This window comes from Nocardioides sp. NPDC057767 (genome assembly GCF_042798275.1).
Lineage (GTDB): Bacteria > Actinomycetota > Actinomycetes > Propionibacteriales > Nocardioidaceae > Nocardioides.
Genome location: NZ_JBHVKJ010000001.1, coordinates 192,168 through 219,145, shown reverse-complemented (window position 1 = coordinate 219,145; position 26,978 = coordinate 192,168). Strand labels below are relative to the sequence as shown.

The window sequence follows — 26,978 nt, the reverse complement described above, 5'->3', positions numbered from 1 at the left end:
CGGCAGGGCGCTGATACGCCGTTCAGGTCCGGTTCGGATCCCCGCGGGTGACGTCGACGTACTCGATCTCGATCGCTGAGAGGTCGATGCCGGAAGCAGGCCCGAGGAGCTCCGTGACGATCTCGAGGATCTGCGGGCGCAGGGTGTCGGCGAGCGGGTGGAGCTCGATGCCGTACCTGGCGACGAGGCGGATCTCGATGCCGGTCAGGCGGCCCTCGTCGACGTGCAGCTCGATGTTGTCGGGCGCGTGGGTCGGGTGCTCCTGGAGAAGCCGGCGCAGCGCGGCGCTCACGACGCGGGCGGAGACGAAGGTCTCGGACCCCTGCTCGTCACGCGCCGATACGCCCGGCTCGGTGAAGGTCAGGATCGGCTCGGAGGGCACGACGACCCGGCGCACGCGCGCCATGATCGACTCGGCCAGGTCGACCCAGCCGGGGGGCTCCTCGGCACGGGCGGCGCGGATGGCGCGCCCGAGCGGGCTGGGATCTAGCGCCATCGGGCCATCCTCTCCGCGAGTGTGCGTCGTCCGCGGTACAGGTGTCCGCGGACGGCGCCGATCGGCATGGCCAGGGCGATGGAGATCTCCTCGTAACTCATCTCTTCGACCTCCCGCAACAGCCAGGTCGCCCTTTGATGCCACGGCAGTTCGTTCAATGCTAGCTGCAACGCTTCCAGAAGCTCGGCGTCCAGAACAGACTGCAGGGGGTTGTCCGGCGCGGCCGGGGTCAGCCGCGACATCAGGCCGTCGTCGATGGGCGTCGCGCGGCGGTTGCGCTGGAGGTCGGCCGCGCGACGGTGCACGAGACGGATCAACCAGGTACGCAGGGAGGAGCGCCCCGCGAAGCCGGACAGGCTCCGCCACGCCGACACGAACGCCTCCTGGGTCGCTTCGGCGGCGTCGCTGGAGTCGCCGACCATGTGGAGGGCGTACCGGTACATGGCGGGACCATGACGGTCCACGATCTCCCTGAAGGCTTCCTGGTCGCCCAGGCGGGCTGCACGCACCAGCGCCTCATCCGTCGCCAATGGCTCAGACGACGCCTGCGATTTCGACATTGCCCCCGAGTTCCTCGTCTGCTGCCCCACGAGGGCAGTGTCCGGATATGAGAGTTCTACCATCCCCAAGCAAAGAGATGTGATCTAGAACACACCCATATTCGTGTGACATATCGGTTCGACGCCGCGACTAACCAGCATCAGTACGACCGAACACGAACTGGAAGGTTCTTCTCATGACGCAGACGAAGTCCGGAAGCACGAGCTCGACCAACGGCGCCGACGGCCAGTCGGTGGACCGCGCTGACACGGGCGCTCTGGCCTCCGAGTACGGGCGCACCTCGATCTCTGACACCGTGGTCTCGAAGATCGCGGGGATCGCGGCGCGGGAGATCAGCGGCGTGCACGACCTCGGTGGCGGCGCGGCGCGTGCGGCAGGGGCGATCCGCGAGCGGATCCCCGGTTCGCGTACGAACCTCGGCCAGGGCGTCGCGGTGGAGGTGGGGGAGCGGCAGGCTGCCGCCGACCTCGACATCGTCGCCGAGTACGGCACCTCGATCCCCGACCTCGCGTCTGCGATTCGTCGCAACGTGAAGGCATCGGTGGAGCGGATGACCGGCCTCGAGGTCACTGAGGTCAACATCACCGTCCACGACGTCTACCTCGAGGACGAGACCAGTGACTCCGACCAGGATGCCGCCCGGCGGGTGGAGTGACCGTGACTGCCGACGCCGACCCACAGGGCCACGACGGCGCTGAGCCGGAGGTCGTGGATGTCGTCGCGGCCGCGGTGCTCGCGGTGCCCGGCGTCCACGACCTGCACGCCGGCGTCGCGGGGGAGGTGGCCACCTACCTCCCCGGGCGCCGGGTCAACGGGGTGAGGATGCGCGAGCCCGGCTGCGCGATCCATGTGGTTCTCCACTGGGGCGCACCGGTCCTCGCCACCACCGACGTCATCCGCGACGCCGTCCGGCCGTACGTGTCGGGCCCCGTGGACGTCACGGTGGAGGACATCCTCCCGCCCGACCGCACCGGCTCGGCTGCGGCCCCGCTCTGACCTTCAGAAGGAGACAAACGTCATGACCAACTCGACACTCGGCCTGGTCGCCGGACTGTTGCTCACGATCGCCATCGTCACCGGTGGCCTGGTCGGCCTGCTGCTGGCCATCGTGCTGGGCGGGGCCGGCTACCTCATCGGCGGTCACGTCGACGGTGAGCTCGACGTCCGCAGCCTGCTGCGAGGACGCCGTGGTTGAGACCCCTGTGCGTCCGACGCACCTCATGGACGCGGACAGTGAGGCGCCCGACCCGGCGGAAGACCGTGGCACTCTGGACGTCCGCAACAAGGCGCTCCAGCGGATCATCGAGCACGCTGCTCTGAAGGTCCCGGGCACGGTGGCTCATCGCAGTGCCCTCGGCCGGGTCACCGGGTCGGCGTTCCCGAAGGCCGACATCACGGCCGAGGGGCGCGCCGTCCGGGTGAAGCTCGACGTCGCGATGGCCTGGCCAGGCAGCGTGTCCCGCATCGCCACGGCAGCCCGGGACGCCGTACGCCAAGAGGCTTTCCGGCTCTCGGGCATCGAGATCCGCAGCGTGGACGTCACCGTGCACGCGGTCGACCCGTCGACCGAGGACACCGGCAGGAGGGTGGAATGAGCACGCACACGATCGAACCATCGGCCGAACAGGTCGCCCGCCCTGCGGCACCACGTGCCCAGCCGCGCCGAGCACCGGTGGCGGTTCCCACCGCCATCGTGCTCGCCCTGGTCCTGATCGGGGTCGCCGTGCTCGCGGTCCGTGAGCTCCTGGTCAGCCAGGGATGGGCAACCGGCTCTCCGGTCGTCCCCGACCTGGTCGCCGGCCTCGACGGGATCGGCCCGTCGGCCGGTCTGGCGGCGGCCGGCGGAGGGATCGCCCTCGTCGGCCTGGTGATGCTCTGGCTCGCGCTCCGGCCCGGCCGGCGTACGCACCTGCGGGTCGCGGGCGATGCCGACCTGTGGCTCGAGCCCGGCGCCGTCGCGGCCGTCGCCCAGGAGACCGCCGACCGGCTCCCCGGGGTGATGTCGGCGGACTCCTCACGCAGCACCCGGCGCCGCCTCGTCGTGGACGTCGTCGTCGCCGCGCGCAACACCCCCGACGGCCCCCAGGAGGCTACCGCCGTGACCGAGCACGTGAGAGCTGTCCTCGACGACGAGGTCGGCCGGCTGACCGGAACCCGCATCAAGGTCCGGGCCACGGAGGTGCCGCGATGACTCCCCGTGTGATCAGGTACGACCGTGTGATGACCCTGCTCGTGGCGGTGCTCGTGATCGCCCTGGGTCTGCTGATCGTCGACTGGCACTACCAGTGGGTCCTCCGGACCTACCCGGCCGAGCTGTCCACCGGTCCGGCGAGTGAGATCGTGACGTCCGACTGGTTCCCGTGGGCGTTCGCCGCGGCGGGCATCCTGATCGGCCTGATCGGCCTGGTGTGGTTGCTGTCGCACCTGGGCCGGCGCGGACCCTCGACGCTGCGCCTCGACGCGAGCGACCAGACCGGGCGTGTCCAGGCCGACCTCCGCTCGATCGCGGATGCGGCCGCCACCAGGCTCGAGAGCCTGGCGCCGCTGACCGGGGTCACCGGCACGGTGGTCACCATCCGGTCGCGGCCGGTGATCCTGCTGCGGGGTCGCATCGACCCCGCCGCCGCGGTCGCGCCGGTCGCCGATGCTGCCGAGACCTGCGCTCAGGACGTCGCCGCGGCGTTCCCCGACGACTCGATCACCTGCCGGGTCCTCATCGACCAGCCTCGGCGCGGCAGGGGACGACAGCAGTCGCACATGCGTGTGCGCTGACCGGCGGCGCCCAGCGTCACCCGAGCCCCGCACTATCCATCACGACACCACCGAAGGAGAACGACGATGAGCATGATCGACAAGGCCAAGAACGCTGCGCAGGAGGCTATCGGCAAGGCCAAGGAGGCCGCCGGGAAGACGACGAACGACGACTCCCTCGAAGCGGAGGGAAAGGTCGACCAGGCTGAGGCCTCGGTCAAGAAGACCGTCGAGGACGTCAAGGACACGTTCAAGAAGTAGCCGCATTCGATGCGCCTGATGACGGCGCGACCTGGCGCGGGGGCGAGGTCGCGTCGTCGTCAGGCGCATCGAGCGGTCGTGCGCCCGTGCTGTTTGCGTGGGCGCACCCACGACCTGGGCCCCGCTGCTCCGAGAACGGAGGTGCGGGGCCCAGGTCGTAGCGCTCAGCGCTTGGCCAGCACGAGCGCGTACGCCTCGTCCGGATCGGTCCACCAGCGGAGGTCGCCGAAGCCCGCCGCGGTGAGCTCGTCCGCTGCCCCGTCCCGACGGAACTTGCAGGACAGCTCGGTGAGGAGCTCCTCGCCCTCGTCGAACTTGATGACGAGGTCGAGCTCGCTCAGCTCCACGCGGGCGGACTCCTGCGCGACGAGTCGCATCTCGATGCGTTCCTCCTCGGTGTTCCAGCGCGCCAGGTGCCGGAAGCTGTCGGTGTCGAAGTCGGCACGCAGGCTTCGGTTGAGGACGTGCAGCGCGTTCAGGTTGAACTCGGCGGTCACGCCGGCCGCGTCGTCGTAGGCCGCGACCAGCTCGCCGGGGTCCTTGACCAGGTCCAGCCCGAGCAGCAGGCCTTCACCCGGCTGCATGGCCGCGGCCACCGAACGCAGGAAGCGCGCTCGCCCCGGACGGTCGTAGTTGCCCAGGGTGCTGCCGAGCAGTGCGATCAGCCGTCGTCCCGGCGCGGGCAGCTGCCCGAGATGCTGGTCGAAGTCGGCGACGACACCCTCCAGAACCAGCCCGGGCCGCTCCTCGGCGAGTGCGTCCATCGCCTGGGTGAGCGCGCTGGCGCTGACATCGACGGGGACGTACGTCGTCAGCCGACCGGTCCGGGTCAGCGCATCGAGCAGCAGCCGGGTCTTCTCCGAGGAGCCGGATCCGAGCTCGACGAGCACCTCGGCGTCGGAGTCCTCGGCGATCTCCTGCGAATACTCGGTCAGCAGCGCCCGTTCGGTGCGAGTCGGGTAGTACTCGGGCAGCCGGGTGATCTCCTCGAACAGCTCCGACCCACGCTGGTCGTAGAAGTACTTCGGTGGAAGCCACTTCGGCGATGCGCTCAAGCCGGTGCGGGCGTCCTCGGCGAGGCTCTGCCGCAGGTCCTCGGCGGTCAGCAGGGTGGTGATCCTGCTCCGGGCTCCTTCGCTGGTGCTGGTCCGGCCGTCGATGTCCAGGGTCACGCGAGGTTCTCCTTCGGGTTGTGGTGGGGCATGTCTAGCCGCCACCAGGTGGGTCCGCACGGGCTGAGCACGCCGATGGTGCGCGGCGGGATCGAGGTGGACGGAGCGTCCGGGAGCGGATGGTCGGTGACGACGTACTCCCAGGCGGCCGGCTCGGTCAGGTGGCCACCCTCGTCACCGGTCAGCAGGGCGAGGTCCTCGCCGTCGCTGAGGAGCACCGAGAAGCCGCCGACCTCCATCTCGTTGGCGATCTGGATCAGGGCCGAGCCGACCGGCAGACGCAGGTGCTGCGCCTTGTCGAGAACGAGCGCCCACGAGGCGTCGATGGTGCCGCTGACCGCGGCGGTCCAGGAGCCGAGTCGCACCGGAGCCGCGCAGTCGTCGCGTGAGCAGCCCCACGCGGCGTGCGTCCGGGGCGGTCCGAGGATGCCGCGATGGGCACAGGCGATCGCAGCCGACCAGGTCACGCACGACGCCCGTCGTCGGCGAGCCGAAGCCCCGTGACGGGCCAGCGTGCGCCGGGCGGGAAGAAGTTGCGGTAGGAGGCTCGGGTGTGTCCCGGCGGGGTGAGCGCACAGCCGCCGCGCAGCACCATCTGGCTCGACATGAACTTGCCGTTGTACTCGCCGATCGCGCCGGCGGCGGGGTGGAAGCCCGGGTAGGGCAGGTAGGCCGAGGAGGTCCACTCCCAGCAGTCCCCGAAGAGCTGACGCAGACCGCCGGTCGCCGGGCCGGCCGCACGTGGGTGGAAGCTGTCCCGGTCGGCCAGGTTGCCGGTCACCTCATAGGTCCGGGCGGCGTGCTCCCACTCGGCCTCGGTCGGGAGGCGCTTGCCGGCCCAGGTGGCGTACGCGTCGGCCTCGTAGTGGCTCAGGTGACAGACCGGCAGCCCCGGGTCGAGCGGGGACGTGCCGTGCAGGGTGTGCTCGAACCACACGCCATCGGCCTCTCGCCAGTAGAACGGCGCATCCCAGCCTTCGGCGTTGACCCGCGCCCACCCGTCCGAGAGCCACAGCTCCGGGCGCCGGTAGCCGCCGTCGGCCATGAACTCCAGCCACTCGCCGTTGGTGATCAACCGGTCGGCCAGCCGGTACGGCTCCAGCCACTGCTGGTGCCGGGGCAGCTCGTTGTCGAAGCAGAACCCACCGCCCTCGGAGCCGATCTCTACCAGACCGCCGTCGATGTCGACCCACCCCAGCCGGTCGGTGCCGTCGCCCGCGACCGGATGTCCGGCGTAGACCGGCTGCAGCGGGTTGAGCGACAGCACGTGCTTGATGTCCATGAGCAGCAGCTCCTGGTGCTGCTGCTCATGGTGGAAACCGAGCTCGATGGTCGGCGCGAGCTTGGCGAAGGTGCCCTCGTCCACGCGGTCGAGCAGGTCCCTGATCCGGTCGTCGACGTTGCGCCGGTAGTCGCCGACCTCGTACGCGCCGGGGCGGCTGATCACGCCACGCATCGGCCGTGCGTACCGTGGCCCGACCTGTTCGTAGTAGCTGTTGAAGAGGAACCAGTATTGGTCCTGGAACGGTGTGAAGCCGGCCTCGTTCTCGGCCAGCACAAAGGTTTCGAAGAACCAGGTCACGTGTGCGCGGTGCCATTTGGTGGGGGATACATCCGGCATCGACTGGACTGTCTGGTCCTCGGGTGAGAGTGGTGCTGCGAGGCGTTCGGTGTCAGCCCGGACTTCGTCGAAGCGGGCGATCGCGGTGGTCGTGTCCATCTCACGTCTCCTGTCGGGTCGTGCTGGGGGATGCCGAGCAGCAGCACGGCGATCGCGCCGCTTGCTACGAACTACTCTGCCTGGTCGCCCAACCCCCGCCGTGCCATCTCGGTGGCTGTCGCGACGGCCCGATACCACCCCTGGTACCTGGTCGGAAACCGGACGATTCGGTGATGGTCCGCACGGACAGGGTGTGCGATCCTGGCCGTCGTGAGGATCCCCGTCCCTGACGCAGTGCTACGGCTGCTCAGCCGCCAGCTCGGCGGCCCGACCGGCCCGGTGGGTGCTCTGGTCGCGCGCATGCTCAACAAGGGCAATCGCCGCGCCATCGAGTCCGCCGTGGCGGCCCTCGACCTGAAGGGGCACGAGGTCGTCGCCGACATCGGGTTCGGCGGCGGTATCGGGCTCGAGCTGCTTCTTGCCGCTGCCCCGGACGGTCACGTGCACGGGATGGAGCCGTCCGGCGACATGCTTGCACGGGCGCGGCGCGGGTTCAACGAGGCGGTGGACTCCGGACACCTGGTCCTCCACGAGGCACCGATGTCGTCCCTCCCCGTCGCCGATGCGGCTCTCGACGGCTGGATCAGCCTGAACACGATCTACTTCATCGCCGATCTGAAGTCCGCCTTCGCCGAGCTGGCACGGGTTCTCGCCCCCGACGGTCGCGGGGTGCTCGGCGTTGCAGACCCGGAGTGGATGGCATCCCAGCCGTTCGTCAAGGACAACTTCAGGCTGCGCCCGGTCGCCGACGTCATCGGCGAGCTCCACGAGGCAGGACTCGCTGTCGAGCGGCGCGAACTGCATCGCGACGGATCCAGGTACAACCTCCTGGTCTGCACACGCCTACCCAGGCCCTAGGTGCGAACGGGCTGGCCTGGGAGCCGGGAAGCGGTCCCGCGGGAAGGGGCTCTGCCTGAAAGGAGCCGGACAGAAGAGGTGAGGCGTCGCGGTCCGGGAATCAACCGTGGTGCGATACGCGTCATTGGCCCTGCCTGGTCGCGGTCGAGGCCCGGCAGAAGTCCTGGAATCGGGCGAGTGCGGCAAAATCGTCAACGGCGTCACGACTGGCTACCTTGTCCAAGGGGTGGCCCTGGATGAGTCGCTTGACCGGGACCTCGAGCTTCTTGCCGGTGCGGGTGTGCGGGATCGCCGGGACGGCGATGATGTCATCAGGAACATGGCGCGGGGACGCCCCTTGGCGGATCGCCTTCTTCACGCTGGTGCCCAGGTCATCAGTGAGCTCGGTTCCGTCGACGAGGACGACGAACAGGACGAGCCAGTATCCACCGTCGCCGAGCTCGGCGCCGATGACCAGCGACTCGCGGATCTCGGCGATCTGGTCGACGATCGCGTAGATGTCGGCGCTGCCCAGGCGCACGCCGTGGCGGTTGAGGGTCGAGTCGGAGCGCCCGGACACCACGACGCTCCCACGCTCGGTGACCTGCATCCAGTCGCCATGGCGCCACGCTCGGGGATAGGTGGAGAAGTAGCTGTCGCGGTAGCGAACATCCCCGGGGTCGTTCCAGAAGCACACGGGCATCGACGGCATGGGGCGGGTGACGACCAGTTCGCCGACCTCGCCGACGACGGGTTTTCCCTCGGCGTCCCACGCCTCCAGGGCGACACCGAGGTTGGGCGCGGAGATCTCGCCTGGCCACACCGGTGTGGTCGGGGCGCTGCCCGCGAACCCGGCCACGATGTCGGTGCCGCCCGTGGTCGAGGCGAGTTGGACGTCGGGACCGACGTGCTCGGCTACCCAGTGGTAGGACGCAGCGGTCACCGGCGCGCCCGTTGCGCCGATGGCGCGGAGTCCGGAAAGATCCAGGTCGCGACCCGGCCACAGGCCGGCCTGTGCGCTGCCGAGCAGGTAGCCCGGGCTCATCCCGAGGAGCGCCACCTGCTCGTCGGCCGCGACCTTCCACAACCGGTCCGGACCGGGATGGGCGGGGCTACCGTCGTAGAACACCGCGGGAGCGCCGACGAGCAGGCTCGAAGCGACGAAGTTCCACATCATCCAGTTGGTCGTGGTGTACCAGAACATCGGTCGCCCGGGGCCGAGGTCCATCTGGAGCCCTAGTGTCTTGAGGTGCTCGAGCAGCACGCCGCCGTGTCCATGGACGATGCCCTTGGGCAGGCCGGTGGTTCCGGAGGAGAAGAGCACCCAGAGCGGGGCGTCGAAGTCGACGCGCGCGTAGCGCGGCTCTGCCGGGACGGCGATGGTCTGCTCCCATGCGATCGCACCGTCGGGACGGCCGTCGGCCGAGAGTCCGAGGTTGGGAATCTCCACGGTGACGCGCAGTGTCGGCAGGGACCGACGGAGCTCGTCGACCTCGGCGCGCCGGTCGTGCAAGCGGCCGTTCCAGCGGTAACCGTCGGCAGCGAAGAGCACGGTGGGCTCGAGCTGGGCGAAGCGGGTCGCCGCGCCGGTGCCGGAGTAGTCCTGCGCGCATGCGGACCAGACCGCGCCGACACTTGCGGTGGCGAGGAAGGCGACCAGGGTGTGCGTCGTGTTCGGTAGGTAGCCGATCACGCGGTCGCCCTTCTGCACGCCCTGCGCCCGCAGCCAGCCGGCCAGTGCGCCGACCTGGTCCCGCAACTCGTGCCACGTCGTGCGGTCGACCGAGCCGTCCTCGCTGATCGACGTGATGGCGACGGTGTTCGCGGCGGCCGGATGGTCGGCTTGTCGTAGCGCGTGCTCGGCGTAGTTGAGACGCACACCCGGGAACCATGAGGCCCCGGGCATGCGCTCCTCGGCCAGAGCCGGCACGGGATCTCCGTCGGCCTGGACGTCGAAGAAGGTCCAGACCGATGACCAGAACCCGTCGAGGTCCTCGACCGACCAGGACCAGAGGTCGAGGTAGGACGTGAGGTCGCGGCCCGTGCGGGCGGTGGCCTCCTCAGCGAAGCGAGTGATCGCGGCGGACGCCACAGCGGCGGGGGTCGGTTGCCAGATGGGTTCCATCAGCCGGGCTGGTGCGCGCCGGTCATGAGGGCGGCGAGGTCGTCGGGTGCGAGGAAGGACGGCGGCGGAGGCGGGCCCCAGTTGAAGAGCGACTTGGCGCCGTCCCACACCCCCGGTTCCCAGAGTGCGTCGTCGACGATGCAGTCGATGTCGGAGTAGTACTCCGAGAAGTTGCCGGCCGGGTCCTTGAGATACCAGAAGAAGTTGGACCCGACGTGGTGGCGACCCAACCCCCAGACGTGGCGGCCGGGGTCCTTCTCGAGCATCGCAGTTGCTCCGCGACCGATCTCGTCGACGTCGTCGACCTGCCAGGACGTGTGGTGCAGGAAGTTGAGCGGTGCCTGCTGGACCAGGACGTTGTGGTGGTCGGTCGAGCAGCGCATGAACGCCGCGAGCCCAGGGACCGTGTCGCTGATCTTGAGGCCGATGCCGTCGGTGAAGAACCGCTGGGTGGCCTCCTGGTCGGTCGAGCCGATCACGACGTGGCCGAGCTTGCGAGGAGTGACCGGGCCCTCCCGCAGGATACCGGGGGCGCGGGTGCCGGCGCGCTCGATCCGACCTGGCCCGTTGTACGGCGTCGGCTCGCTCTCCTGCACGATCCGCGGCGCGATCGAGACCACGGCTCGGAAGCCTGCGATCGGCTCCTCGGTCACCAGCGCGTCGGGGGTCCGGTCGACGCCGAGGTCGAGCGCGTGCAGCTGCCGCTCGATGCGGTCGAGGTCATCGGGGTCCTCGACCCCGATGCCGATCTCGAGCAGGCGGCGCTGAGGGGCGTGGGCGAGCTTGAACTGCTCGCCGCCGTCCGCGGTCGCGAAGGTGTTCGTGCCGACCGGCGCGAGACCGAAGTCGGTGTAGTAGGCGGCGGTCTCCTCGACGTTCGGGACGCCGACGGTGATGGAGGTGAGGCGGTGCAGTGCCATGGCTGATCTCCCTTCCAGGTGTTGTCAGGATGCCGATGCGGTCGTGTGCGGCCGGCCGGCCACGCACGTCTGGCGGAGCTCTCCGATGCCCTCGACCCAGGTGACGACCTCTTCGCCGGGCTTGAGGAAGCGAGGCGGTTTCATTCCGCCGCCCACGCCCGACGGGGTGCCGGTGAGGATGATGTCGCCCGGCTGGAGTGGCAGGACGGCGGAGAGCCGTTCGATCAGGACGGGCACGGAGAAGATCAGGTCGTTGGTGCGGCCTTTCTGGACCTGCTCACCGTCGAGGCTGCAGCCGATCTCCAGGTCCGCGTGGTCCAGACCGGAGGTCTCGAACTCGTCGAGGGTGACGACCACCGGGCCGATCGGGGTGAAACCGGGGAACGACTTGCCGATGCTGAACTGTGGCACCGGGGGCACCAGTTGCCGGGTGCGCTCGGAGAAGTCCTGGGCGATGGTCAAGCCGGCCACGTGATCCCACGCGTCCGCTGCCGCGACGTGGCGCGCTTCCTTCCCGATCACCACGGTGAGCTCGGCCTCCCAGTCGACCGTCGCAGTCGGCAGCTCGAGCTCGCCGTATGGTCCGGTGATCGAGCTGCGGAACTTGGTGAACACCGGCGGCTCGACCGGGAACTCGGTGATCCCGCTCTCGAGGGCGTGCGCCTTGTAGTTGAGTCCGATCGCGAAGACCTGCCCGGGCTCGGGCACAGCGGCGCCGAGGTCCGTGTCGTCGTACGACGTGCCGGGAGGCAGCTGTGCCGACGAGGCCCAGGCGACGAAGTCGTCCCAGCGGCGGTAGATCGCGGTCGGGTCGGAGCCGAACTGACCCTGGCTGGCGATCTCGACGTCGACGGCACCGGACTCGGTGACCAGGACGAGGCGTCCGGAAAGGTTGGCGATACGCATCTGTTGTCTCCTCGGTCCGGTCAGCGCAGGTCGGTCGAGAGGACCGAAGCCAGCGCGTCGCGCAGGGTGGTGGTCGGGTCCTCGACGCCGCTCATCGAGCGGAAGGCGATGTAGCGGTCGGGTCGGACCAGCAGCACGCCGTCGTCGGCGATCTCGCGGTTCTTCAGGAACGAGAACCGTACGTCGACCAGGTCCGCCCCATCGATGCCGACGGTCCCGGCGACGATGGGGAGGTCGTTCTCGGCTGCGATCTTGTTCGCCGCGTCGACCCAGGCGCGACCCTCCGGCCCGGCGAGGACGAGGAAGTTGCCGCCGTGCACCAGGGAGACGAGCGGGAACCGCTCACCCTCGCGCTCGACGTAGGCGTGCGGGAGCGGGGAGCCCGGCTTCGTGCTGGGCTCGTAGAGCCGCACCGCGTCGAGCGGGACGTAGTCCGCGCTGCCGTCGGGGACGACCGCCGTGGAGTCGTAGCGGTAGCCGAACTCGGTGTTGTGGTGGTGGAACTCGATGGTCTGTGAGGCGACGGCGCGGTTGACCGCGGCTCGCTTCTCGACCGACTTCGGCCCGTCGTGCCACAACGGCGCGAGCTCGGCCCAGTTCTGCTCAGGGGTGTTCTCGTGCGAGAGGCTGAGTGCCTGGTCGATGACCGCGTGGTTCATCGCGTTGGCGATGGCGTTGTCGATGTTGTTCTGGTCGACGGGCTTGCGCTCGGCCTCGTAGGTGTCGAGGAGCTCGTCGCCGGCGCGGCCGGCGAGTACAGCCGCCAGCTTCCAGCCGAGGTTGTAGACGTCGGCCATGGCCGAGGTCAGGCCCAGCCCACCGGTCGGAGGGTGCCGGTGAGCGGCGTCGCCGACGACGAAGACCCGGCCGGAGCGGAACTTGTCGGCGATGACGCCCTCCATCGACCACGGGCTGATCTTGTGGATCTCGACCGGGTGGTCCGCGGGGAGACCGAGGGTGTCGTACATCCGCTGCTTGACCGCCTCGGGCTGCATCGCGGCCGGGTCGTCGTTGGCGTACTGCATGTGAAAGACCCACTCCTCCGACTTCGGGCCCCAGTGGTCGGGGCCCATCGGGACGAGCACGCCGGACCAGGCACCGCCGAAGTCGGGGTTGACCAGCCACCGGATCAGGACGTCGTCGTCGGTCGCCCACTGCGAGAGGTCTGCAGTGATGTGGCAGGAGACCAGCTTCATGATGTCGCGCGGGCCGTCGAGGGTGACTCCGACCAGATTGCCGACGGTGCGGCCGCCGTCGGCGGCGATGGCGTACTCGGCTCGCACCGTGTACTCGCTGCCGGCGTCCTTGTCGAGGATGGTCGCGGTGACGCCGTCGTCGTCTTGGACCAGGTCGACGAGCTCGTTGTTGAACCGGACGTTGCCGGGGTTGAGCTTCTCGGCATGGTCGCGCAGCACCGGCTCCAGGCGGATCTGCGGCAGGTTGCAGGTGCGGTAGGGGCTGGCCGCGATGTAGTCAGGGTCGGTGTAGCCGCCGCCCCAGACCTCGAGCGCCCCGATCAAGCGGCCGTAGTCCTCATGCTTGCCGGCCAGGCCGGCGTACCAACCCGTGCGCACCATGTTCTCCGCGGGCGTGCTGCGCTTGTAGATCTCCGGGGCGACCCCGGCCTCGGTGAGGATCTCCATCGCCCGCTGGTTGAGCACGTGGGCCTTCGGAAGCGTGGACGTGTTCGGCATGGCGCTCACGAGCAGTGAGTCCACCCCGAGGGTGGACAGCGTCATCGACGCGGTGAGGCCGGCGCCACCGCCGCCGACGATCAGGACAGGGACTTCGATGTCCGACATGGGATGCCTCCTCGGCACGTTCGGGATCAGGAATCTTGCAAGCCCTCGTTCGAGTGACCCGCACCACAAAGTGGCGACAGCCACAGTCTGCGGCCCCTGTGGACGATATTTCAAGCAAAAAAAGATTTTCTTTGCGAACATCGTCATTTATGAATTGCCGACCTCGACGCGTACGGCAGCTACCTCGCGACGAGGCCCTGGGTCGCCGACCGGGCACTCGCCAAGAGCGCCGGAACGTATCTATATTTGGCATCAAAAAAGATACTCAGACCAAACATCTTCGATCTGATGAGATTTCGCCTAGACTTGCACCATGGCTCGCAGTACCGAGAAACCAACCCGCACGGAGGCGGTCTACGACCGTCTCCGCCACGAGCTGCTCCTCGGCGAACTCTCCCCCGGGGCGAAGCTGCGGATCAACGACATCGCCGGCCGCTACGAGGTCTCGCCCAGCGTAGTGCGTGAGGCCATGACCCGACTCGCCGAACAGGGGCTGATCGTAGCCATGCCCCAACGCGGGTTCACGGTCATGGAACTGTCGATCGCAGACCTCGAAGACCTGACGCGTGCTCGGCGTCTGGTGGAGACGATGGCGCTTCGCGAGTCGATCGCCGACGGTGACCTGGCTTGGGAATCGAGAGTCCTGGCCGCCCATCACCAGCTTCAGCACACTCGGTTCACCCGTCCGGACGGACACGTCAGCATCGAGTGGGCCGAGGCGCACCGCGAGTTCCACCACGTGCTCCTCGCCGGGGGCCGCAGCGCGCGTCTGACCAGCATCGCGGACAGCCTCCGCGACTGCTCCGACCTCTACATCCACTGGTCCCGCGAGCTCGCGCACGACGACGGACGCGATGTCGCCGTCGAGCACCAGGAGATCGCCGACCTCACGCTCGCCCGCGACTCCGACGGGGCGGCCGCAGCCCTCGCTCAGCACATCGAACGCACCACCGCGGCGCTCGTCGACTACGCCCAGCAGCGCGAAGGGCGGGACGAACGCAGCTCCGCGTGACCGGTCGCCAGACTCGCTCGGCTCACCTCATGACCGAGCCACGGCTGAGCACCTCGAGAAGTCAAGTACAAGTACCTGCTCAGGCTGGTGAGAGCGGACGGGCTGGCCTGTAAGCCGGGGAGCGGTCCCGTGTGAAGGGTTGGTGATTGGGGCCGACGGAAACCGGCGGTTGACCTGCGGAAACATGATTATTAGTGACGGTTGTCAATGGTCTGGAGTGACTCTCGACCGGACAGTAGCCGGACAGTAGCCGGACGCAGGCGGTCCAGCCCTGGTCTGACGCATTCGTGCGCCGTCCCCAGTGGAAGCCGCCGCCGAGCTCGACGCGAAGCGCGCGATCGCCCAGGGCACCTCCGTCGCCGCGGCCCTGTAGCCGCAGGCGTCAGCTCGAGACGTACGTGCGCAGGTGGCCCATCGTGGCGTCGAGCAGGTCGGGGAGCGAGGCGTCCTCGTCGTCGAGCCATGCCTGGTAGGAGGTCAGGGCGAGGGCGAGGGAGACCTGGCCGACGGTCTGGGGGAGGAGGTCGTCGGAGCGGAGGCCGGTGCGCTCGGCGACGTAGTCGGCGATGACCTCGCGCCAGCTGGCGTAGCGGAGTACCGAGTGGGCCTGGAGGGCCGGGGTGGTGAGGATCAGGCGCATCCGGTCGCGGTGGCTGGGGCTGGCGTCGGTGGGGAAGTCGTTGAAGGCGAGTACGCCGCGGTGGACCGCAATGTGGAGCGGGAGCTCGGTGGGCATGGAGCGCAGGATCTCGCGGAAGGCGTCGAGGGTGCGGTCGAACTGGCCCCAGGGGATGTCGTTCTTGGAGGGGTAGTAGCGGGTGATGGTGCGTCGGCCGACCCCGATCGCCTCGCCGATGTCGTCGAGGGTGGTGGCCTCGAAGCCCTTGGTCATGAAGAGCTGGAAGGCGGCCTGCTCGATCTCCGCGTGCGTGGTGGCGGCGGGGCGTCCGCGGAGCGAGCTGCGCCGCGTCGCGGGGGCGGGGCTGGTCGGCATTCGTCGGAATCTATCAGCCGCGTTAGGCGCGCCGAAGGCAAAAGAGTCGCCGATTCGGGCGAACCCCTATCTTTTTGACCCCGAGTGTCATTAATGTGGTGTGCGTCACCGAAGACCGCGTCCTCGGACGCCGAAAGATGAAGGAGAGCTGTCATGAACCCTGAAGAGAACACCCAGGTCGTGGACGAGGCCCTGACCGAGGAGTCGTTGATCGAAGAGGTCTCGATCGACGGCATGTGCGGCGTCTACTGAGCATCGTCATGCTGAGTGATCCGAGCATGGCCGTGAGCCTGGACAGCGCGTGGGCGCTGTCGCCGTCGGTCGAGCTGCGGCCCGAGCCCTTCGGGGCGCTGGCCTACCACTTCGGGAACCGGAAGCTGACCTTCCTCAAGCGCCCCGAGCTGGTGGCGGTCGTGCGCGCCCTCGGGTCGCACCCGGACGTGCGCGGTGCGCTCGTGGCATCGGGAGTGCCGGAGGGCCAGCACGCTGCGTACGTCGCTGCGCTCTCCGGTCTGGCCCGGACCGACATGATCCGTCCCGTGACGTGAGGAGCCTGTGATGAAGCTGGTGGAGCACTTCGAGCTCGGCCTGGATGCGCCGATCTGCCTGACCTGGGAGCTGACCTACGCGTGCAACCTGGAGTGCGCGCACTGCCTGTCGAGCAGCGGCCGGCGCGACCCGCGCGAGCTGACCACCGAGCAGTGCGAGGCGGTGATCGACGAGCTGCAGCGGATGCAGGTCTTCTACGTGAACATCGGCGGTGGCGAGCCGACCGTACGTCCCGACTTCTGGCACCTGGTCGAATATGCAGTCGCCCACGACGTCGGGGTGAAGTTCTCGACCAACGGCGTCCGGCTCACCCCGGAACGGGCCCGGTGGCTGGCCGCGAGCGACTACGTGGATGTCCAGATCTCGCTGGACGGTGCCACGGCCGAGGTCAACGACCGGGTGCGGGGGACGGGGTCCTACGACACCGCGATCACCGCGCTGCGCAACCTGCACGAGGCGGGGTTCCGCGACGCCAAGCTCAGCGTGGTCTGCACCCGGGAGAACATCGGGCAGCTCGACGAGTTCAAGGCGATCGCGGACCGGTTCGGGGCAACGCTGCGGCTGACCCGGCTGCGTCCCTCGGGCCGCGGGGCGGATGTGTGGGACGAGCTCCATCCGCTGCCCGAGCAGCAGCGGGAGCTCTATGAGTGGCTTGTCGCCAACGGCGACCATGTGCTCACCGGGGACTCCTTCTTCCACCTGGCCGCCTTCGGGCCCGAGGACGGGAGTGGCGCACTGCCGGGGCTCAACCTGTGCGGCGCCGGCCGCGTGGTGTGCCTGATCGACCCGGTAGGCGATGTCTATGCCTGTCCGTTCGCGATCCACGACCAGTTCCTGGCCGGCAACCTGCTCACCGACGGCGGCTTCGACAATGTGTGGAAGACCTCGGCGCTCTTCCAGGAGCTGCGTGAGCCGCAGACCGGTGGCGCCTGCTCGGGGTGCGCCCACTACGACTCCTGCCGCGGTGGCTGCATGGCCGCGAAGTTCTTCACCGGCCTGCCGCTGGACGGGCCGGACCCCGAGTGCGTCCAGGGGTACGGCGAGACCGCCCTGGCCGGTGCCCGGACCATCCCCGCAGTCGGCCAGGACCACTCCCGCAGCGCCCCCAGCCGCAACGCGCCGGTGCTGCTGACGCTCTCCCGTCGGCGTCCGGACTCGGATCTGGCTCCGCCGGTGAGTGCGTGTGCCGAGTCGCCGCTGGCCGGCTTCGCCCCCAACTGAACCTCTTGAAGAAGCGAGAACTGAGATGCCCTGGAAGAACCCCTGGAAGCAGAACCCGTGGTTCGAGTCCGTCGCGGTGGCGCAGGAGCGTGCCCGCAAGCGGCTGCCGAAGCCCGTGTACGCAGCCTTGCTGGCCGGCTCGGAGCGCGGCCAGACGATCGCGGACAACCAGCAGGCGTTCGCCGACCTCGGGCTCGCGCCGCACGTGGCCGGCCATCACGACAAGCGCGAGCTGGCGACCACGGTGCTGGGCCAGGAGATCGGGTTTCCGGTGATCATCTCGCCCACCGGCGTACAGGCTGTCCATCCCGACGGTGAGGTTGCGGTCGCGCGGGCGGCGGCGGCCCGGGGCACGGTGATGGGGCTGTCCAACTTCGCCTCGAAGTCGGTCGAGGAGGTGGTGGAGGCCAACGCGGCGACGTTCTTCCAGATGTACTGGACCGGTGACCGCGACGTGATGATCCGCCGGATGCGCCGGGCCCACGCGGCCGGGGCGAAGGCGCTGATCGCCACCCTCGACTGGTCCTTCTCCATGGGCCGCGACTGGGGCAGCCCGGAGATCCCGGAGAAGGTCGACCTCTCCGCGATGCTCAGGTTCGCTCCCCAGGTGATGAGCCGGGGGAGATGGCTGGCGGCGTACGCCCGCAGCGGTGGCATCCCGGACCTGACCGCACCCAACCTGGCACCGATCGCCGACGACGGCAGCCTGGGGGAGCCGCCCACGTTCTTCGGTGCCTACTACGAGTGGATGACCACGCCGCCACCGTCTTGGGACGACGTCGCCTGGATGGTGAGCACCTGGAAGGAGCTGAGTGGCGGCAAGCCGTTCATGCTCAAGGGCGTGTGCCGGGTCGACGACGCGCTGCGCGCGGTCGACGCGGGCGTGGACGCGATCTCGGTCTCCAACCACGGCGGCAACAACCTCGACGGCACTCCGGCCACGATCCGGGTGCTGCCCCCGATCGCCGCCGCGGTGGGCGACCAGATCGAGGTGCTCCTCGACGGTGGCGTACGCCGCGGCTCCGACGTCGCCAAGGCGCTCGCCCTGGGCGCACGTGCGGTGATGGTCGGGCGTGCCTACCTGTGGGGCCTGGGCGCCAACGGCCAGGCCGGTGTCGAGAACGTCCTCGACATCCTCCGCAACGGCCTCGACTCCGCGGTCCTGGGCATGGGCAAGGCCTCCATCCACGACCTCACGCCGGAGGACCTGGTGATCCCCGACGGCTTCGAGCTCGCGCTCGGGCAACCATCGGGCCGGCCGTGAGCCTGGTCGACCGCCCCTGGCCGGAGATCGTGCCGGGCGGCGCGGTCCTGGTGCCGGTGGGGTCCACCGAGCAGCACGGCCCCCACCTGCCGCTCGACGTCGACACGGTGATCGCGACCGCGGTGGCCGACGAGCTCGCGCCGCTCATCGGCGCCTCCGTCGCTCCGGCTGTGCCGATCGGTGCCAGCGGGGAGCACCAGTCGTTTCCCGGGACGATCTCGATCGGGACCGCGGTGCTCACCTCGGTCCTCGTCGAACTCGGCCGCTCGCTGACCACGTGGGCCTCCCGGGTCGTCCTGGTCAACGGTCACGGCGGCAACCTGGACGCGGTCACGGCCGCCGTCACGGTCCTTCGCACCGAGGGGAGAGAGGTGTCCTGGGTGCCCTGTCAGACCCCTGACGCGGACTCGCACGCCGGCCGCACCGAGACCTCGCTCATGCTGCATCTGGCCCCCGAAAGGGTACGCCTGCGGCAGGCCGTCCCCGGCAACACCCGCCCGATCATCGAGCTGCTGCCGGCGATGCGGGCAGGCGGCGTCGAAGCCGTCTCGGCCAACGGTGTCCTCGGCGACCCGACCGGAGCGAGCGCCGAGCAGGGCAAGCGCATCCTCGAGGCGATGGTCGTCGCTGCCTATGACCGGCTCCGGATGGGAGTGGCGGCACGATGAGTGTCGAGACGACACGGGTCGCGCTGGTGACCGGTGCCGCGCGCGGGATCGGCGCGGCGACAGTGCGCGGCCTGGTGGCCGAGCGCGTACGCGTCGTCGCGCTCGACTGGTGCGCGGGGGAGCACTCTCCGGCCGGCTATCCCCAGGCCACGCAGGGCGACCTGGACACCCTGGTCGCCTCGCTCCCGGCCGGCTGGATCGAACCGGTCGTCGGTGACGTACGGGACCCGGCGGCGCTGACCGCCGCGGTCGATGCTGCGAAGGACAGGTGGGGGCGGCTCGACATCGCCGTCGCAGGTGCGGCGGTTATCGCCGGCGGTCGCCCGCTGTGGGAGGACACCTCGCTCGACCTGCAGTGGCAGATCGACGTCGCCGGGGTCTGGAACACCGCGGCCGCCGCCGTCCCCGCGATGCTCGCCGGGCCCGACCCCAGCGGCTGCCGGTTCGTCGCGCTCGCCTCCGCCGCGGGCTCGCGCGGGCTGTTCCACCTCGCCGCCTACAACGCCGCGAAGCATGCCGTGATCGGCCTGGTGAGAGGCCTGGCCGCCGACCTGGCCGGTACGGGCGTGACCGCCTGCGCCGTCTCGCCGGGCTCCACAGATACCGCGATGCTCGCCGCGACCGCCGACCTCTACGCGGTCGGCCCGGACGACCTCGCCGCACACCAGCTCCTGCGCCGCCCGCTCACACCCGACGAGGTCGCCGCCACCGTCGTCCACGCCTGCTCGCGTGCCGGGGCGGTGCTCAACGGCTCGGTCGTCGCCGCCGACGGAGGCTTCGGCGGATGACGCTTCAGCGGGTGAGGCTGCCGGATGGGTTCACGGTGCGGGTGCGTGATGACGTACGTCTCCTGCCCACGGCGGACGGTGGCTTGTCGCTGGTCGGCGGCTCCCCGTTGCGGTCCATGCGCCTGGCACCCACGGCCGCCGACCGTGTGATCGGCAGGCAGGTTCGGGTCCACGATGCCACCACCGACGTCATCGCTCGCCGCCTGCTCGACGGCAACCTCGCCGATCCCGCGGACGTGGCGCCCGTCGACCCGGCCGAGCTCACGGTGATCGTCCCGGCCCACGACCGGCCCGAGCTCCTCGACCGCTGTCTGGCCGCCCTGAGCGGGCTGAGCGGGCTCGGCGTCATCGTCGTCGACGACGCCTCCCGCGACTCGGGCGCCGTCGCGGAGGTCGTACGCCGCCACGGCGCCACCCTCCTCGCGCTCACCGACAACCTGGGACCCGCCGGCGCCCGCAACGCCGGACTCACCCAGGTCACCACCACCTACGTCGCCTTCGTCGACTCCGATGTCGCCGCCGCCCCGAAGATGCTCGCGCAGTTGGCCGGCCATCTCGTGGACCCTCGGGTGGCGCTGGTGGGGCCGCTGGTGCGGGGGCACAGCGACAAGGCTCGGCCGGCGTGGTTCGAACGCCACGACATGGCCGCCTCCTCGCTCTCCCTGGGCACCAGAGCGTGCTCGGTGCGTCCCGGCGCGGCCGTCGGCTGGCTGCCGTCCGCCTGCCTCGTCGCCCGCACCTCGACCCTGCGAGAGGTCGGCGGCTTCGCCGGCGACCTGCGCGTGGGCGAGGACGTCGACCTGGTCTGGAGACTGGTCGAGGCCGGACACGTGGTCCGCTACGCGCCCGACCTCGAGGCTCTGCACGAGGTCCGCGGAACGATCCGCGGCTGGCTCGGCCGCAAGCTCGTCTACGGCACCGGCGGCGCCGAGCTCGGCCGCCGCCACGGGGACGCGATCGCCCCGGCCATACTCTCCCCGGCCATGGCCACCGCCGGAGCCGCCCTCCTCGCCGGCCGCTGGTGGTCGGCACCCGCAGCACTCGCCTCGCTGATCTGGGGCAGCCGCGTCGTCTCGGAGGCTCTCCCCGACCTACCCGGCCGCCGTGGTCTCGCCTCGCGCCTCGCCGTACGAGGACTCGGCTGGTCGCTGCGCCAGGAGTCAGCGCTCCTGCTGCGCCACTGGTGGCCACTCACGCTGGTCGCCTGCCTGCTCAGCCGCACCGCACGCCGGATGGTGCTCGCCGCGCTCGTCGTCGACACCGCCGTCGCCCTCAACGAGACCGACATCCGGCCCACAACCTTCCTCGGCCGCCGCCTCGACGACCTCGCCTACGGCACCGGCCTCTGGCTCGGCGCTGCAAGATCGCGGTCCGTGCAGTGCCTCACCCCGCGCCTCGTACGTCACCACAGACTCACACCCGAAAAGAAGCTCGAGAAGGAAGTGCAGCCATGGCAGTGACTCGTCTGGATGGACGACGCATCATCATCACCGGCGGAGCGAGTGGCATGGGGGAGGGCCTCGTACGGTCCTTCCCGGCCCTGGGCGCCAAGGTCGTCTCGGTCGACCTCACCGAGGATGCCGGCGCCCGGATCGCCGAGGAGTCCGGTGCGGAGTTCCTCCCTGTCGACGTCGCCGACAAGGAGTCGGTCGACAGCACCTTCGCCGCCGCGGTGGAGAAGCTGGGTGGCCTCGACGTCCTGGTCCACGCCGCCGGCATCGCGCCGTCCTCGCCCGCCGAGGAGAGCTCGGTGGACCTGTGGACCAAGGTGCTCTCGGTCAACACCCTGGGCACCATGCTGACCAACCAGGCCGCCTTCGCGCATCTGAAGGGGGAGGGTGGCCAGATCATCAACTTCGCCTCCGCCGCCGGGGTCATCGGCTTGCCGAACAAGTCGGTCTACGCGATGAGCAAGGGTGGCGTGATCGCCTGGACCCGGACCGCGGCCAAGGAGTGGGGCAAGCACAACGTGTCGCTCAACATGATCGCCCCCGCGATCTGGACCCCGATGTACGACAAGACCCGCTCGGAGATGGGCCCCGAGGCTCTCGCCGCCCACGACGCGTTCATGGGGCAGAACGTCCCGCTCGGCGGCAAGCTCGGTGACGTGGAGAAGGACTTCATCCCGGTGCTCGCCTTCTATGCCTCAGAGGGGGCGCGCTTCATCACTGGACAGATCGTCTCGGTCGACGGCGGCACCTTGATGGTCCGCTGACGCGGATGCGCTGAGGCGCGGGGGGTGCCGGGCTCGTGCTCGACACCCCCGCGTCGTTCGAGACGGCTCAGCGGGTGACCATGAGCTTGAGGACTCCGTAGTTGGTGCCGGTGAAGTCCATCGGCACCTCCTCCAGCGGGGTCGCCAGGCGAAGGTCGGGGAAGCGTTCGAAGAGCTTGGGCAGGACGGTACGCAGCTCGGCGCGCGCGACGTTCTGGCCCAGGCAGGCGTGGATGCCGTAGCCGAAGCCCATGTGGCGGAACGCCTTGCGGTCGATGTCGAGGGTGTCGGGGTCGTCGAAGGCGCGGGGGTCGCGGTTGGCGGCGTTCATCGCCACGACGACGAGGTCGCCCTTCTCGATCTGGGCGCCGCCGAGTTCCAGGTCCTCCTTGGCCACGCGGCCGAGGCCGAACTGCACGATCGTCAGATAGCGCATCAGCTCCTCGACGGTGCTGCCGATCTTCTCCGGGTGCGCCATCAGGTCCTGGCGCTGCTCGTCGTGGGTGAGCAGGGTCAGGGTCGAGAGGCCCATCATCGCGGCGGTGGTGTCGTGCCCGGCGAACAGGAGGAGTACACCGAGGCCGATCAGCTGCTCCTCGGTCATGGGGGTCTGGTCGCCGTCGGTCTTGTTGATCAGCTCGGCCAGGATGCCGTCGGTCGCGCCGGTACGCCGCTTGTCGGCGACGAGCTCGGTGATGTAGCTGATCAGCCAGTGGGCGCCCTTGTCCCGCACCTCGCGGGGCTTGCCCATGTCCATCAGGTCGACGGTGGCGTCGTGGAAGCCGTCGCGGTCCTCGTACGGGACGCCGAGGAGCTCGCAGATGACCAGGCATGGGATGGGCAGCGACATCGCCTGGACGAAGTCGAAGGTCTCCGGACCGGCCTCGATCGCGTCGAGGTGCTCGTCGACGATCTTGTCGATGTAGGGCTGGAGCTTGGTCTGGACCGCCTTCGGGGTGAACCGGCCGGTGAGCAGGCGACGGAAGACGCTGTGGTCGGGCTCGTCCATGAACACGAAGCCGACGTCGAACGGCGTCTCGTCGTCTGCCGTGGCCACCTCGCCCTCCGGGGTGTCGTGGCGGTGGCGCTTCGCGCTGAAGCGGGGGTCGGTGAAGACCTGGCCGCCCTCCTCGAAGCGCGTGACGAGCCAGCCGGTGCTGCCGTTGGGGAAGCGGACCTTGGTGACAGGCTCGTCCTCACGCAGGTCGGTGTACGCGGTGGGCGGGTCGAACGGCCTGTTCGGCTCGCGGAGGGCGGGCTGGTCGATGAGGGTCTCGGTCACTTGGACTCCTTGGTGTCGTCGGGGGTGCTGTCGGGCTCGGTGTTGGCCGCGATGGCGGCGGTGATGCCCGCGTGGGTGGCGGTGGCCTTGCACCAGCCGGTGTAGGTCGCCAGGTGGAGCGCGGCCTCGCCGAGCTGGTCGGCGGTCAGCTCGCCGTTGACGAGGCCGCCGTTCGCGATGATCTGGATCAGCTCGGGCCTACCGACGGTCGCGGCGACGCCGAGGGTGAGCAGACGGCGGTCCCTGACCGAGAGCCCGGGCCGGGACCAGACCTTGGCGAAGAGGTAGTCGACCGTCTCGGCCGTGAACGGGTCCGCTTCCTCCGGCATGGCGGCGCTGAAGCCCGGTCCGTAGACCTGGTCCATCATCTCCAGGCCGAACTGGTGCACGTCGGCAGGCTCGGCCGGTGTCTCGGTGACCTCGGGCAGCTGCGTGGTCTCCCGGGCCTTGGCCTGGGCGACCTCGACCAGCGGGACGTCGACACCCAGCGTGGTGGCCAGGTCGCGGGCAGCGGCCAGGTCCTTGGTCATCAGCGGCTCGATCTTGCTCCCGATCCCGGCCGGCAGCGTGCCGTCGGGACCCTCCATGCGGAGCAGCTGCAGGAGCGTACGTCCCTCGGGGTCGGCGGTGTCGACGACCTCGGCGAGCCGGGCAGTGTCTACCCCGGCGGCCCGGGCGAGGGCCGCGGCCTCCGCGACCGTGCGCCAGCTGCCGTAGGTGATCACGTTGCGGGCGATCTTGGTGGCCATCCCGGCGCCGGTCGGGCCGCAGTGAACGACCTTCTTGGCCCAGTCGTCGAGGACGGGACGCGCGGCGTCGACGACGGCCTTGTCGCCGCCGATGATGGCGACCATGCCGTTCTCGGCGGCCTTGTCACCTGGCGTCACGCCGCAGTCCAGGAAGCCGACACCGTGCTCGACGCACAGGTCTGCGAGCTCGCGGACGACCGGGAGCGCGACCGTCGCCTGGAGGACGATGGTCAGGCCGGGGTGGGCTGCGGACAGCAGCCCGTCGGGGCCGCCGATCACCGCGCGGGCCTGGTCGGCGTCGACGACGGCGACCATCACCACGTCGCTCTCCTCGGCCACCCGCGCGGGGGAGGAGAGCGGGTCGGGGACGCCGGCAAGGTTGGCGGAGGCGTCGGGACGGATGTCGTAGACCGCGGGTACGCGGCCGCGGCGGGCGAGGCTGACGGCGACGCCGCCGCCGATCATGCCCAGGCCGATGACGCCGGCCGTGAGCGTGTCGCTGGGAGTGTTCTGGGTGGTCATGCTGCGCTCGATTCCTCGATAGGGGCCGCCTCGGCGACCAGCTTGCGGTAGCCGCGGGTCGCGCGGGCCAGGTTCACCCCGACCACGCCGCTGACGCGGCCGTCCTTTCCGAACAGGGCGACGAGCCTGCGGTCCTCGAGGCTGCCCTCGACGATCCGCACCTCGTCGGCGCCGCGGGTGCGCCCGTAGATCTGGATCTTCAGGTCGTACTGGTCCGACCAGACGTACGGCACGGACTCGAACGGGGCCGCGTCATCCGGGCCGGCCAGGATGTTGCGCGCCACGGCCAGGCCCTGCTCGGCGGCGTTGGTCCGGTGCTCGATCCGCAGGCGCTCGCCGGTGCGTGGGTCGAGCCACGAGGCGATGTCGCCTGCCGCCCACACCCCTGAGCCGGCGTGGAGGGTGGCGTCGCACTCCACGCCGTTGCCCACCGGGAGACCGCTCGAAGCGAGCCACTCCACGTTGGGAACCGCGCCGATGCCGATCAGGACCGCGTCGGCGGCGATCATCCGGCCACCGGCCAGATGTACGCCGGCGACCCGACCGTCGGAGGTGAGCACACCTTCGACCATGGCGTCGGTCTCGATCGAGACGCCGCGCTCGGCGTGGACGACACGGAGCATCGCGCCGAGATCGTCCCCGAGCACATCGCCCATCGGCTGGGCGACGTTGGTGACGAGCGTGACCTCGCAGCCGAGGTCACGGGCGACCGCCGCCGCCTCGGCGCCGACGAACCCGCCACCGACCACGACCAGACGTGGCTTGGGAGCCAGTTCTTCACGCAGAGCGAGCGCGTCCTCCAACGTACGCAGCACGTGCACTCCGGCCACGCCGTCGGTCCCGGGCAGCCGTCGGGCGCGAGTCCCGGTGGCGACCACGAGGGCGTCGTAGCCGATCCGGTCGCCGTCGACGAGCGTGACCTCGCGGGCCTCGGCGTCGAGCGCGACGGCGGCGCTGCCGAGCCGTAGGTCCAGGTCGAGCGCGTCGATCGCCTCGGTCGAGCGCAGCGCCAGCCGCTCGGGCGACCACTCGCCGGAGAGCAGCTGCTTGGACAGCGGCGGCCGGTCGTAGGGGAGATGCGACTCGTCGCCGATGAGGGTCAGCGACCCCTCGTAGCCGCCGCGCCGCAGCCCCTCGACCACGCTGAGGCCGGCGGCCGAGGCGCCGACCACGACGATGCGTGACGGGCGGCTCACTCGTGCACCGCGATGCATGCTGCCGGGCACAGGGCCGCGGCCTGGCGTACGTTCTCATGCTCCGACTCCGGCGGGTTCTCCTCCAACAGGATGACGATCCCGTCGTCCTCGCGCTGGTCGAACACCTCGGGAGCGGCCAGGACGCACTGTCCCGCGCCGCAGCACTTCTCGGTCTCGATGGAAATCTGCATCAACAACCTCCGATGGATGTGATTGGGTCGTTCGGATGGAACAGACGAGAACGTACTCTTTTTGGCGCGACGCGCCAAAAATGACACGGCGAGACAAAAAGTGAGAATTGCGACATGAGCACAGCCAGTGACCCGGTGGCCCCCGCAGGACAGTCCGGTCCCCGTCTCGGCCGCCCCCGGATCAGCGATCGCCGCCGGCGCACCACCCAGCTGGAGATCGCCCACGAGGCCGTACGCCTCTTCATGGCGAAAGGGGTGGCGAGCACTTCGGCCGAGGAGATCGCCAACGCAGCTGGGATGTCGACCCGGACGCTGTGGCGCTACTTCTCGAGCAAGGAGCAGTGCGTGCAGCCCCTGCTCACCGCGGGCATCGACGGCCTGGTCGGTCGCCTGCGCGAGTGTCTGTCGGACGGGTCACCTTCCGACCTGCTGCGCGAGGGTGCCCTGGTCGCGTTCGCCACGGCCGGCGAGCTGGACTCGCTGCGCGGCCTCGTGCGTCTGACCAGGACCGAGCCCGGGCTGCGAGCCGTCTGGCTCCAGGGCCATGACGAAGCGGTCCGGGAGATCACTCACATGCTGGCCGACAGGAGCGGCCAGAGTCCCGACAGCCTGCCCGTGCTGGTCCAGGGCATGGTGCTCAATGCCGCTCTCACCGCGGCCGTCGAGCACTGGGCGTGGGCGGATCAGGAGGAGCTGAGCATCGACCAGGCCATCCGGGACGCACTGCATCTGGCTGCCTGTGCGCTGCCGGACCTGGAGGGTTGACTCCCGCGTCG

Annotated in this window: 32 protein-coding genes; 18 read left to right on the top strand and 14 right to left on the bottom strand. The window is 69.8% G+C overall.

Features of this window, described 5'->3' with window-relative positions; all coding sequences use genetic code 11:
• Positions 1 to 22 precede the first annotated feature (22 nt).
• Positions 23 to 496, bottom strand: coding sequence for a hypothetical protein (locus ACFVDI_RS01020; protein ID WP_378899314.1), 474 nt, complete (start codon positions 494 to 496; stop codon positions 23 to 25).
• Positions 487 to 1,056 (bottom strand): RNA polymerase sigma factor, encoded by a 570-nt coding sequence (locus ACFVDI_RS01015; protein ID WP_378899312.1) that lies wholly within the window; start codon positions 1,054 to 1,056, stop codon positions 487 to 489. Before ACFVDI_RS01015 ends, ACFVDI_RS01020 begins: the two co-directional genes overlap by 10 nt.
• A gap of 176 nt (positions 1,057 to 1,232) precedes the next feature.
• Between ACFVDI_RS01015 and ACFVDI_RS01010 the strand changes: the two genes are divergently transcribed.
• The 7 genes from ACFVDI_RS01010 (at position 1,233) to ACFVDI_RS00980 (ending at position 4,069) form a co-directional block, all read left to right on the top strand.
• Positions 1,233 to 1,712, top strand: coding sequence for an Asp23/Gls24 family envelope stress response protein (locus ACFVDI_RS01010; RefSeq protein WP_378899310.1), 480 nt, complete (start codon positions 1,233 to 1,235; stop codon positions 1,710 to 1,712).
• Positions 1,713 to 1,714: 2 nt separating this feature from the next.
• A complete protein-coding gene (locus tag ACFVDI_RS01005; protein WP_378899308.1) occupies positions 1,715 to 2,053 on the top strand; it encodes a hypothetical protein in 339 nt (112 codons plus the stop codon).
• Between the two features lie 22 nt (positions 2,054 to 2,075).
• Complete coding sequence (locus tag ACFVDI_RS01000) at positions 2,076 to 2,252, top strand: hypothetical protein (RefSeq protein WP_008357942.1); 177 nt, start codon at positions 2,076 to 2,078, stop codon at positions 2,250 to 2,252.
• A 25-nt stretch (positions 2,253 to 2,277) separates the two neighbouring features.
• Entirely contained in the window at positions 2,278 to 2,652 is a 375-nt protein-coding gene (locus ACFVDI_RS00995; protein ID WP_378899306.1) for an Asp23/Gls24 family envelope stress response protein, read from the top strand.
• Positions 2,649 to 3,248 (top strand): DUF6286 domain-containing protein, encoded by a 600-nt coding sequence (locus ACFVDI_RS00990; RefSeq protein WP_378899304.1) that lies wholly within the window; start codon positions 2,649 to 2,651, stop codon positions 3,246 to 3,248. The genes ACFVDI_RS00995 and ACFVDI_RS00990 overlap by 4 nt, the downstream gene beginning before the upstream one ends.
• Positions 3,245 to 3,829 carry a hypothetical protein gene (locus tag ACFVDI_RS00985; RefSeq protein ID WP_378899303.1) on the top strand — a complete coding sequence of 195 codons (585 nt, stop codon included), beginning with the start codon at positions 3,245 to 3,247 and terminating at the stop codon, positions 3,827 to 3,829. The genes ACFVDI_RS00990 and ACFVDI_RS00985 overlap by 4 nt, the downstream gene beginning before the upstream one ends.
• 66 nt (positions 3,830 to 3,895) lie before the next feature.
• Complete coding sequence (locus tag ACFVDI_RS00980) at positions 3,896 to 4,069, top strand: CsbD family protein (RefSeq protein ID WP_378899301.1); 174 nt, start codon at positions 3,896 to 3,898, stop codon at positions 4,067 to 4,069.
• A 164-nt stretch (positions 4,070 to 4,233) separates the two neighbouring features.
• Here ACFVDI_RS00980 and egtD read toward each other — a convergent pair whose 3' ends face one another.
• From egtD to egtB, 3 genes are read right to left on the bottom strand one after another with little or no spacing between them, the layout of a single operon-like run.
• Entirely contained in the window at positions 4,234 to 5,241 is a 1,008-nt protein-coding gene (egtD, locus tag ACFVDI_RS00975; RefSeq protein WP_378899299.1) for an L-histidine N(alpha)-methyltransferase, read from the bottom strand.
• A complete protein-coding gene (locus tag ACFVDI_RS00970) occupies positions 5,238 to 5,708 on the bottom strand; it encodes a hypothetical protein (protein WP_378899297.1) in 471 nt (156 codons plus the stop codon). The genes egtD and ACFVDI_RS00970 overlap by 4 nt, the downstream gene beginning before the upstream one ends.
• On the bottom strand, positions 5,705 to 6,961 hold the full coding sequence (gene egtB / locus ACFVDI_RS00965) for an ergothioneine biosynthesis protein EgtB (protein ID WP_378899295.1): 1,257 nt from the start codon (positions 6,959 to 6,961) through the stop codon (positions 5,705 to 5,707). Before egtB ends, ACFVDI_RS00970 begins: the two co-directional genes overlap by 4 nt.
• A 210-nt stretch (positions 6,962 to 7,171) precedes the next feature.
• Between egtB and ACFVDI_RS00960 the strand changes: the two genes are divergently transcribed.
• The gene (locus tag ACFVDI_RS00960; RefSeq protein WP_378899293.1) at positions 7,172 to 7,819 is read left to right on the top strand and encodes a class I SAM-dependent methyltransferase; all 648 of its coding nucleotides are present in this window, start codon (positions 7,172 to 7,174) and stop codon (positions 7,817 to 7,819) included.
• Between the two features lie 121 nt (positions 7,820 to 7,940).
• Here the strand turns inward: ACFVDI_RS00960 and ACFVDI_RS00955 are convergent, their stop codons facing one another.
• Genes ACFVDI_RS00955 through ACFVDI_RS00940 form a run of 4 tightly spaced genes read right to left on the bottom strand, consistent with a single transcriptional unit; the run spans position 7,941 to position 13,551 of the window.
• Positions 7,941 to 9,923 carry an acetoacetate--CoA ligase gene (locus tag ACFVDI_RS00955; protein ID WP_378899291.1) on the bottom strand — a complete coding sequence of 661 codons (1,983 nt, stop codon included), beginning with the start codon at positions 9,921 to 9,923 and terminating at the stop codon, positions 7,941 to 7,943.
• On the bottom strand, positions 9,923 to 10,843 hold the full coding sequence (locus ACFVDI_RS00950; protein WP_378899289.1) for a VOC family protein: 921 nt from the start codon (positions 10,841 to 10,843) through the stop codon (positions 9,923 to 9,925). Before ACFVDI_RS00950 ends, ACFVDI_RS00955 begins: the two co-directional genes overlap by 1 nt.
• A gap of 24 nt (positions 10,844 to 10,867) precedes the next feature.
• Entirely contained in the window at positions 10,868 to 11,749 is an 882-nt protein-coding gene (locus ACFVDI_RS00945; RefSeq protein WP_378899287.1) for a fumarylacetoacetate hydrolase family protein, read from the bottom strand.
• A 20-nt stretch (positions 11,750 to 11,769) separates the two neighbouring features.
• Positions 11,770 to 13,551, bottom strand: coding sequence for an FAD-dependent monooxygenase (locus ACFVDI_RS00940; protein WP_378899285.1), 1,782 nt, complete (start codon positions 13,549 to 13,551; stop codon positions 11,770 to 11,772).
• Positions 13,552 to 13,864: 313 nt separating this feature from the next.
• On the opposite strand from ACFVDI_RS00940, the gene ACFVDI_RS00935 reads away from it, so the two are divergent.
• Positions 13,865 to 14,563 (top strand): GntR family transcriptional regulator, encoded by a 699-nt coding sequence (locus ACFVDI_RS00935; protein ID WP_378899283.1) that lies wholly within the window; start codon positions 13,865 to 13,867, stop codon positions 14,561 to 14,563.
• 382 nt (positions 14,564 to 14,945) lie between these two features.
• On the opposite strand, the gene mftR is transcribed toward ACFVDI_RS00935, so the two are convergent.
• Entirely contained in the window at positions 14,946 to 15,557 is a 612-nt protein-coding gene (gene mftR, locus ACFVDI_RS00930) for a mycofactocin system transcriptional regulator (RefSeq protein WP_179658723.1), read from the bottom strand.
• Positions 15,558 to 15,710: 153 nt separating this feature from the next.
• Between mftR and mftA the strand changes: the two genes are divergently transcribed.
• The 8 genes from mftA to ACFVDI_RS00890 are packed head-to-tail and all read left to right on the top strand — an operon-like array spanning position 15,711 to position 22,262.
• Positions 15,711 to 15,809: a mycofactocin precursor MftA gene (mftA, locus tag ACFVDI_RS00925; RefSeq protein ID WP_179658722.1), complete on the top strand. Its 99-nt coding sequence runs from the start codon at positions 15,711 to 15,713 to the stop codon at positions 15,807 to 15,809.
• Between the two features lie 26 nt (positions 15,810 to 15,835).
• On the top strand, positions 15,836 to 16,105 hold the full coding sequence (gene mftB / locus ACFVDI_RS00920) for a mycofactocin biosynthesis chaperone MftB (protein WP_350715874.1): 270 nt from the start codon (positions 15,836 to 15,838) through the stop codon (positions 16,103 to 16,105).
• Between the two features lie 10 nt (positions 16,106 to 16,115).
• A complete protein-coding gene (mftC, locus tag ACFVDI_RS00915) occupies positions 16,116 to 17,327 on the top strand; it encodes a mycofactocin radical SAM maturase (RefSeq protein WP_350715876.1) in 1,212 nt (403 codons plus the stop codon).
• A gap of 25 nt (positions 17,328 to 17,352) precedes the next feature.
• Positions 17,353 to 18,591 carry a pre-mycofactocin synthase MftD gene (mftD, locus tag ACFVDI_RS00910; protein ID WP_350715878.1) on the top strand — a complete coding sequence of 413 codons (1,239 nt, stop codon included), beginning with the start codon at positions 17,353 to 17,355 and terminating at the stop codon, positions 18,589 to 18,591.
• Complete coding sequence (gene mftE, locus ACFVDI_RS00905; RefSeq protein WP_350715880.1) at positions 18,588 to 19,259, top strand: mycofactocin biosynthesis peptidyl-dipeptidase MftE; 672 nt, start codon at positions 18,588 to 18,590, stop codon at positions 19,257 to 19,259. Before mftD ends, mftE begins: the two co-directional genes overlap by 4 nt.
• The gene (locus ACFVDI_RS00900) at positions 19,256 to 20,047 is read left to right on the top strand and encodes a mycofactocin-coupled SDR family oxidoreductase (RefSeq protein WP_350715882.1); all 792 of its coding nucleotides are present in this window, start codon (positions 19,256 to 19,258) and stop codon (positions 20,045 to 20,047) included. The genes mftE and ACFVDI_RS00900 overlap by 4 nt, the downstream gene beginning before the upstream one ends.
• Positions 20,044 to 21,507 (top strand): mycofactocin biosynthesis glycosyltransferase MftF, encoded by a 1,464-nt coding sequence (mftF, locus tag ACFVDI_RS00895; protein WP_350715884.1) that lies wholly within the window; start codon positions 20,044 to 20,046, stop codon positions 21,505 to 21,507. Before ACFVDI_RS00900 ends, mftF begins: the two co-directional genes overlap by 4 nt.
• On the top strand, positions 21,498 to 22,262 hold the full coding sequence (locus tag ACFVDI_RS00890) for an SDR family oxidoreductase (protein ID WP_350715886.1): 765 nt from the start codon (positions 21,498 to 21,500) through the stop codon (positions 22,260 to 22,262). Before mftF ends, ACFVDI_RS00890 begins: the two co-directional genes overlap by 10 nt.
• Positions 22,263 to 22,329: 67 nt before the next feature.
• Here ACFVDI_RS00890 and ACFVDI_RS00885 read toward each other — a convergent pair whose 3' ends face one another.
• The 4 genes from ACFVDI_RS00885 to ACFVDI_RS00870 are packed head-to-tail and all read right to left on the bottom strand — an operon-like array spanning position 22,330 to position 26,202.
• The gene (locus ACFVDI_RS00885; protein WP_350715888.1) at positions 22,330 to 23,544 is read right to left on the bottom strand and encodes a cytochrome P450; all 1,215 of its coding nucleotides are present in this window, start codon (positions 23,542 to 23,544) and stop codon (positions 22,330 to 22,332) included.
• On the bottom strand, positions 23,541 to 24,815 hold the full coding sequence (locus tag ACFVDI_RS00880) for an NAD(P)-binding domain-containing protein (RefSeq protein ID WP_350715890.1): 1,275 nt from the start codon (positions 24,813 to 24,815) through the stop codon (positions 23,541 to 23,543). Before ACFVDI_RS00880 ends, ACFVDI_RS00885 begins: the two co-directional genes overlap by 4 nt.
• Positions 24,812 to 26,011, bottom strand: a complete 1,200-nt coding sequence (locus ACFVDI_RS00875; RefSeq protein ID WP_350715892.1) for an FAD-dependent oxidoreductase — start codon at positions 26,009 to 26,011, stop codon at positions 24,812 to 24,814. The genes ACFVDI_RS00880 and ACFVDI_RS00875 overlap by 4 nt, the downstream gene beginning before the upstream one ends.
• Positions 26,008 to 26,202, bottom strand: a complete 195-nt coding sequence (locus ACFVDI_RS00870) for a ferredoxin (protein ID WP_179658712.1) — start codon at positions 26,200 to 26,202, stop codon at positions 26,008 to 26,010. The genes ACFVDI_RS00875 and ACFVDI_RS00870 overlap by 4 nt, the downstream gene beginning before the upstream one ends.
• Before the next feature lie 114 nt (positions 26,203 to 26,316).
• Here ACFVDI_RS00870 and ACFVDI_RS00865 point away from each other — a divergent pair, with 114 nt between their 5' ends.
• Positions 26,317 to 26,967 (top strand): TetR/AcrR family transcriptional regulator, encoded by a 651-nt coding sequence (locus ACFVDI_RS00865; protein WP_350715894.1) that lies wholly within the window; start codon positions 26,317 to 26,319, stop codon positions 26,965 to 26,967.
• Positions 26,968 to 26,978: the final 11 nt, after the last annotated feature.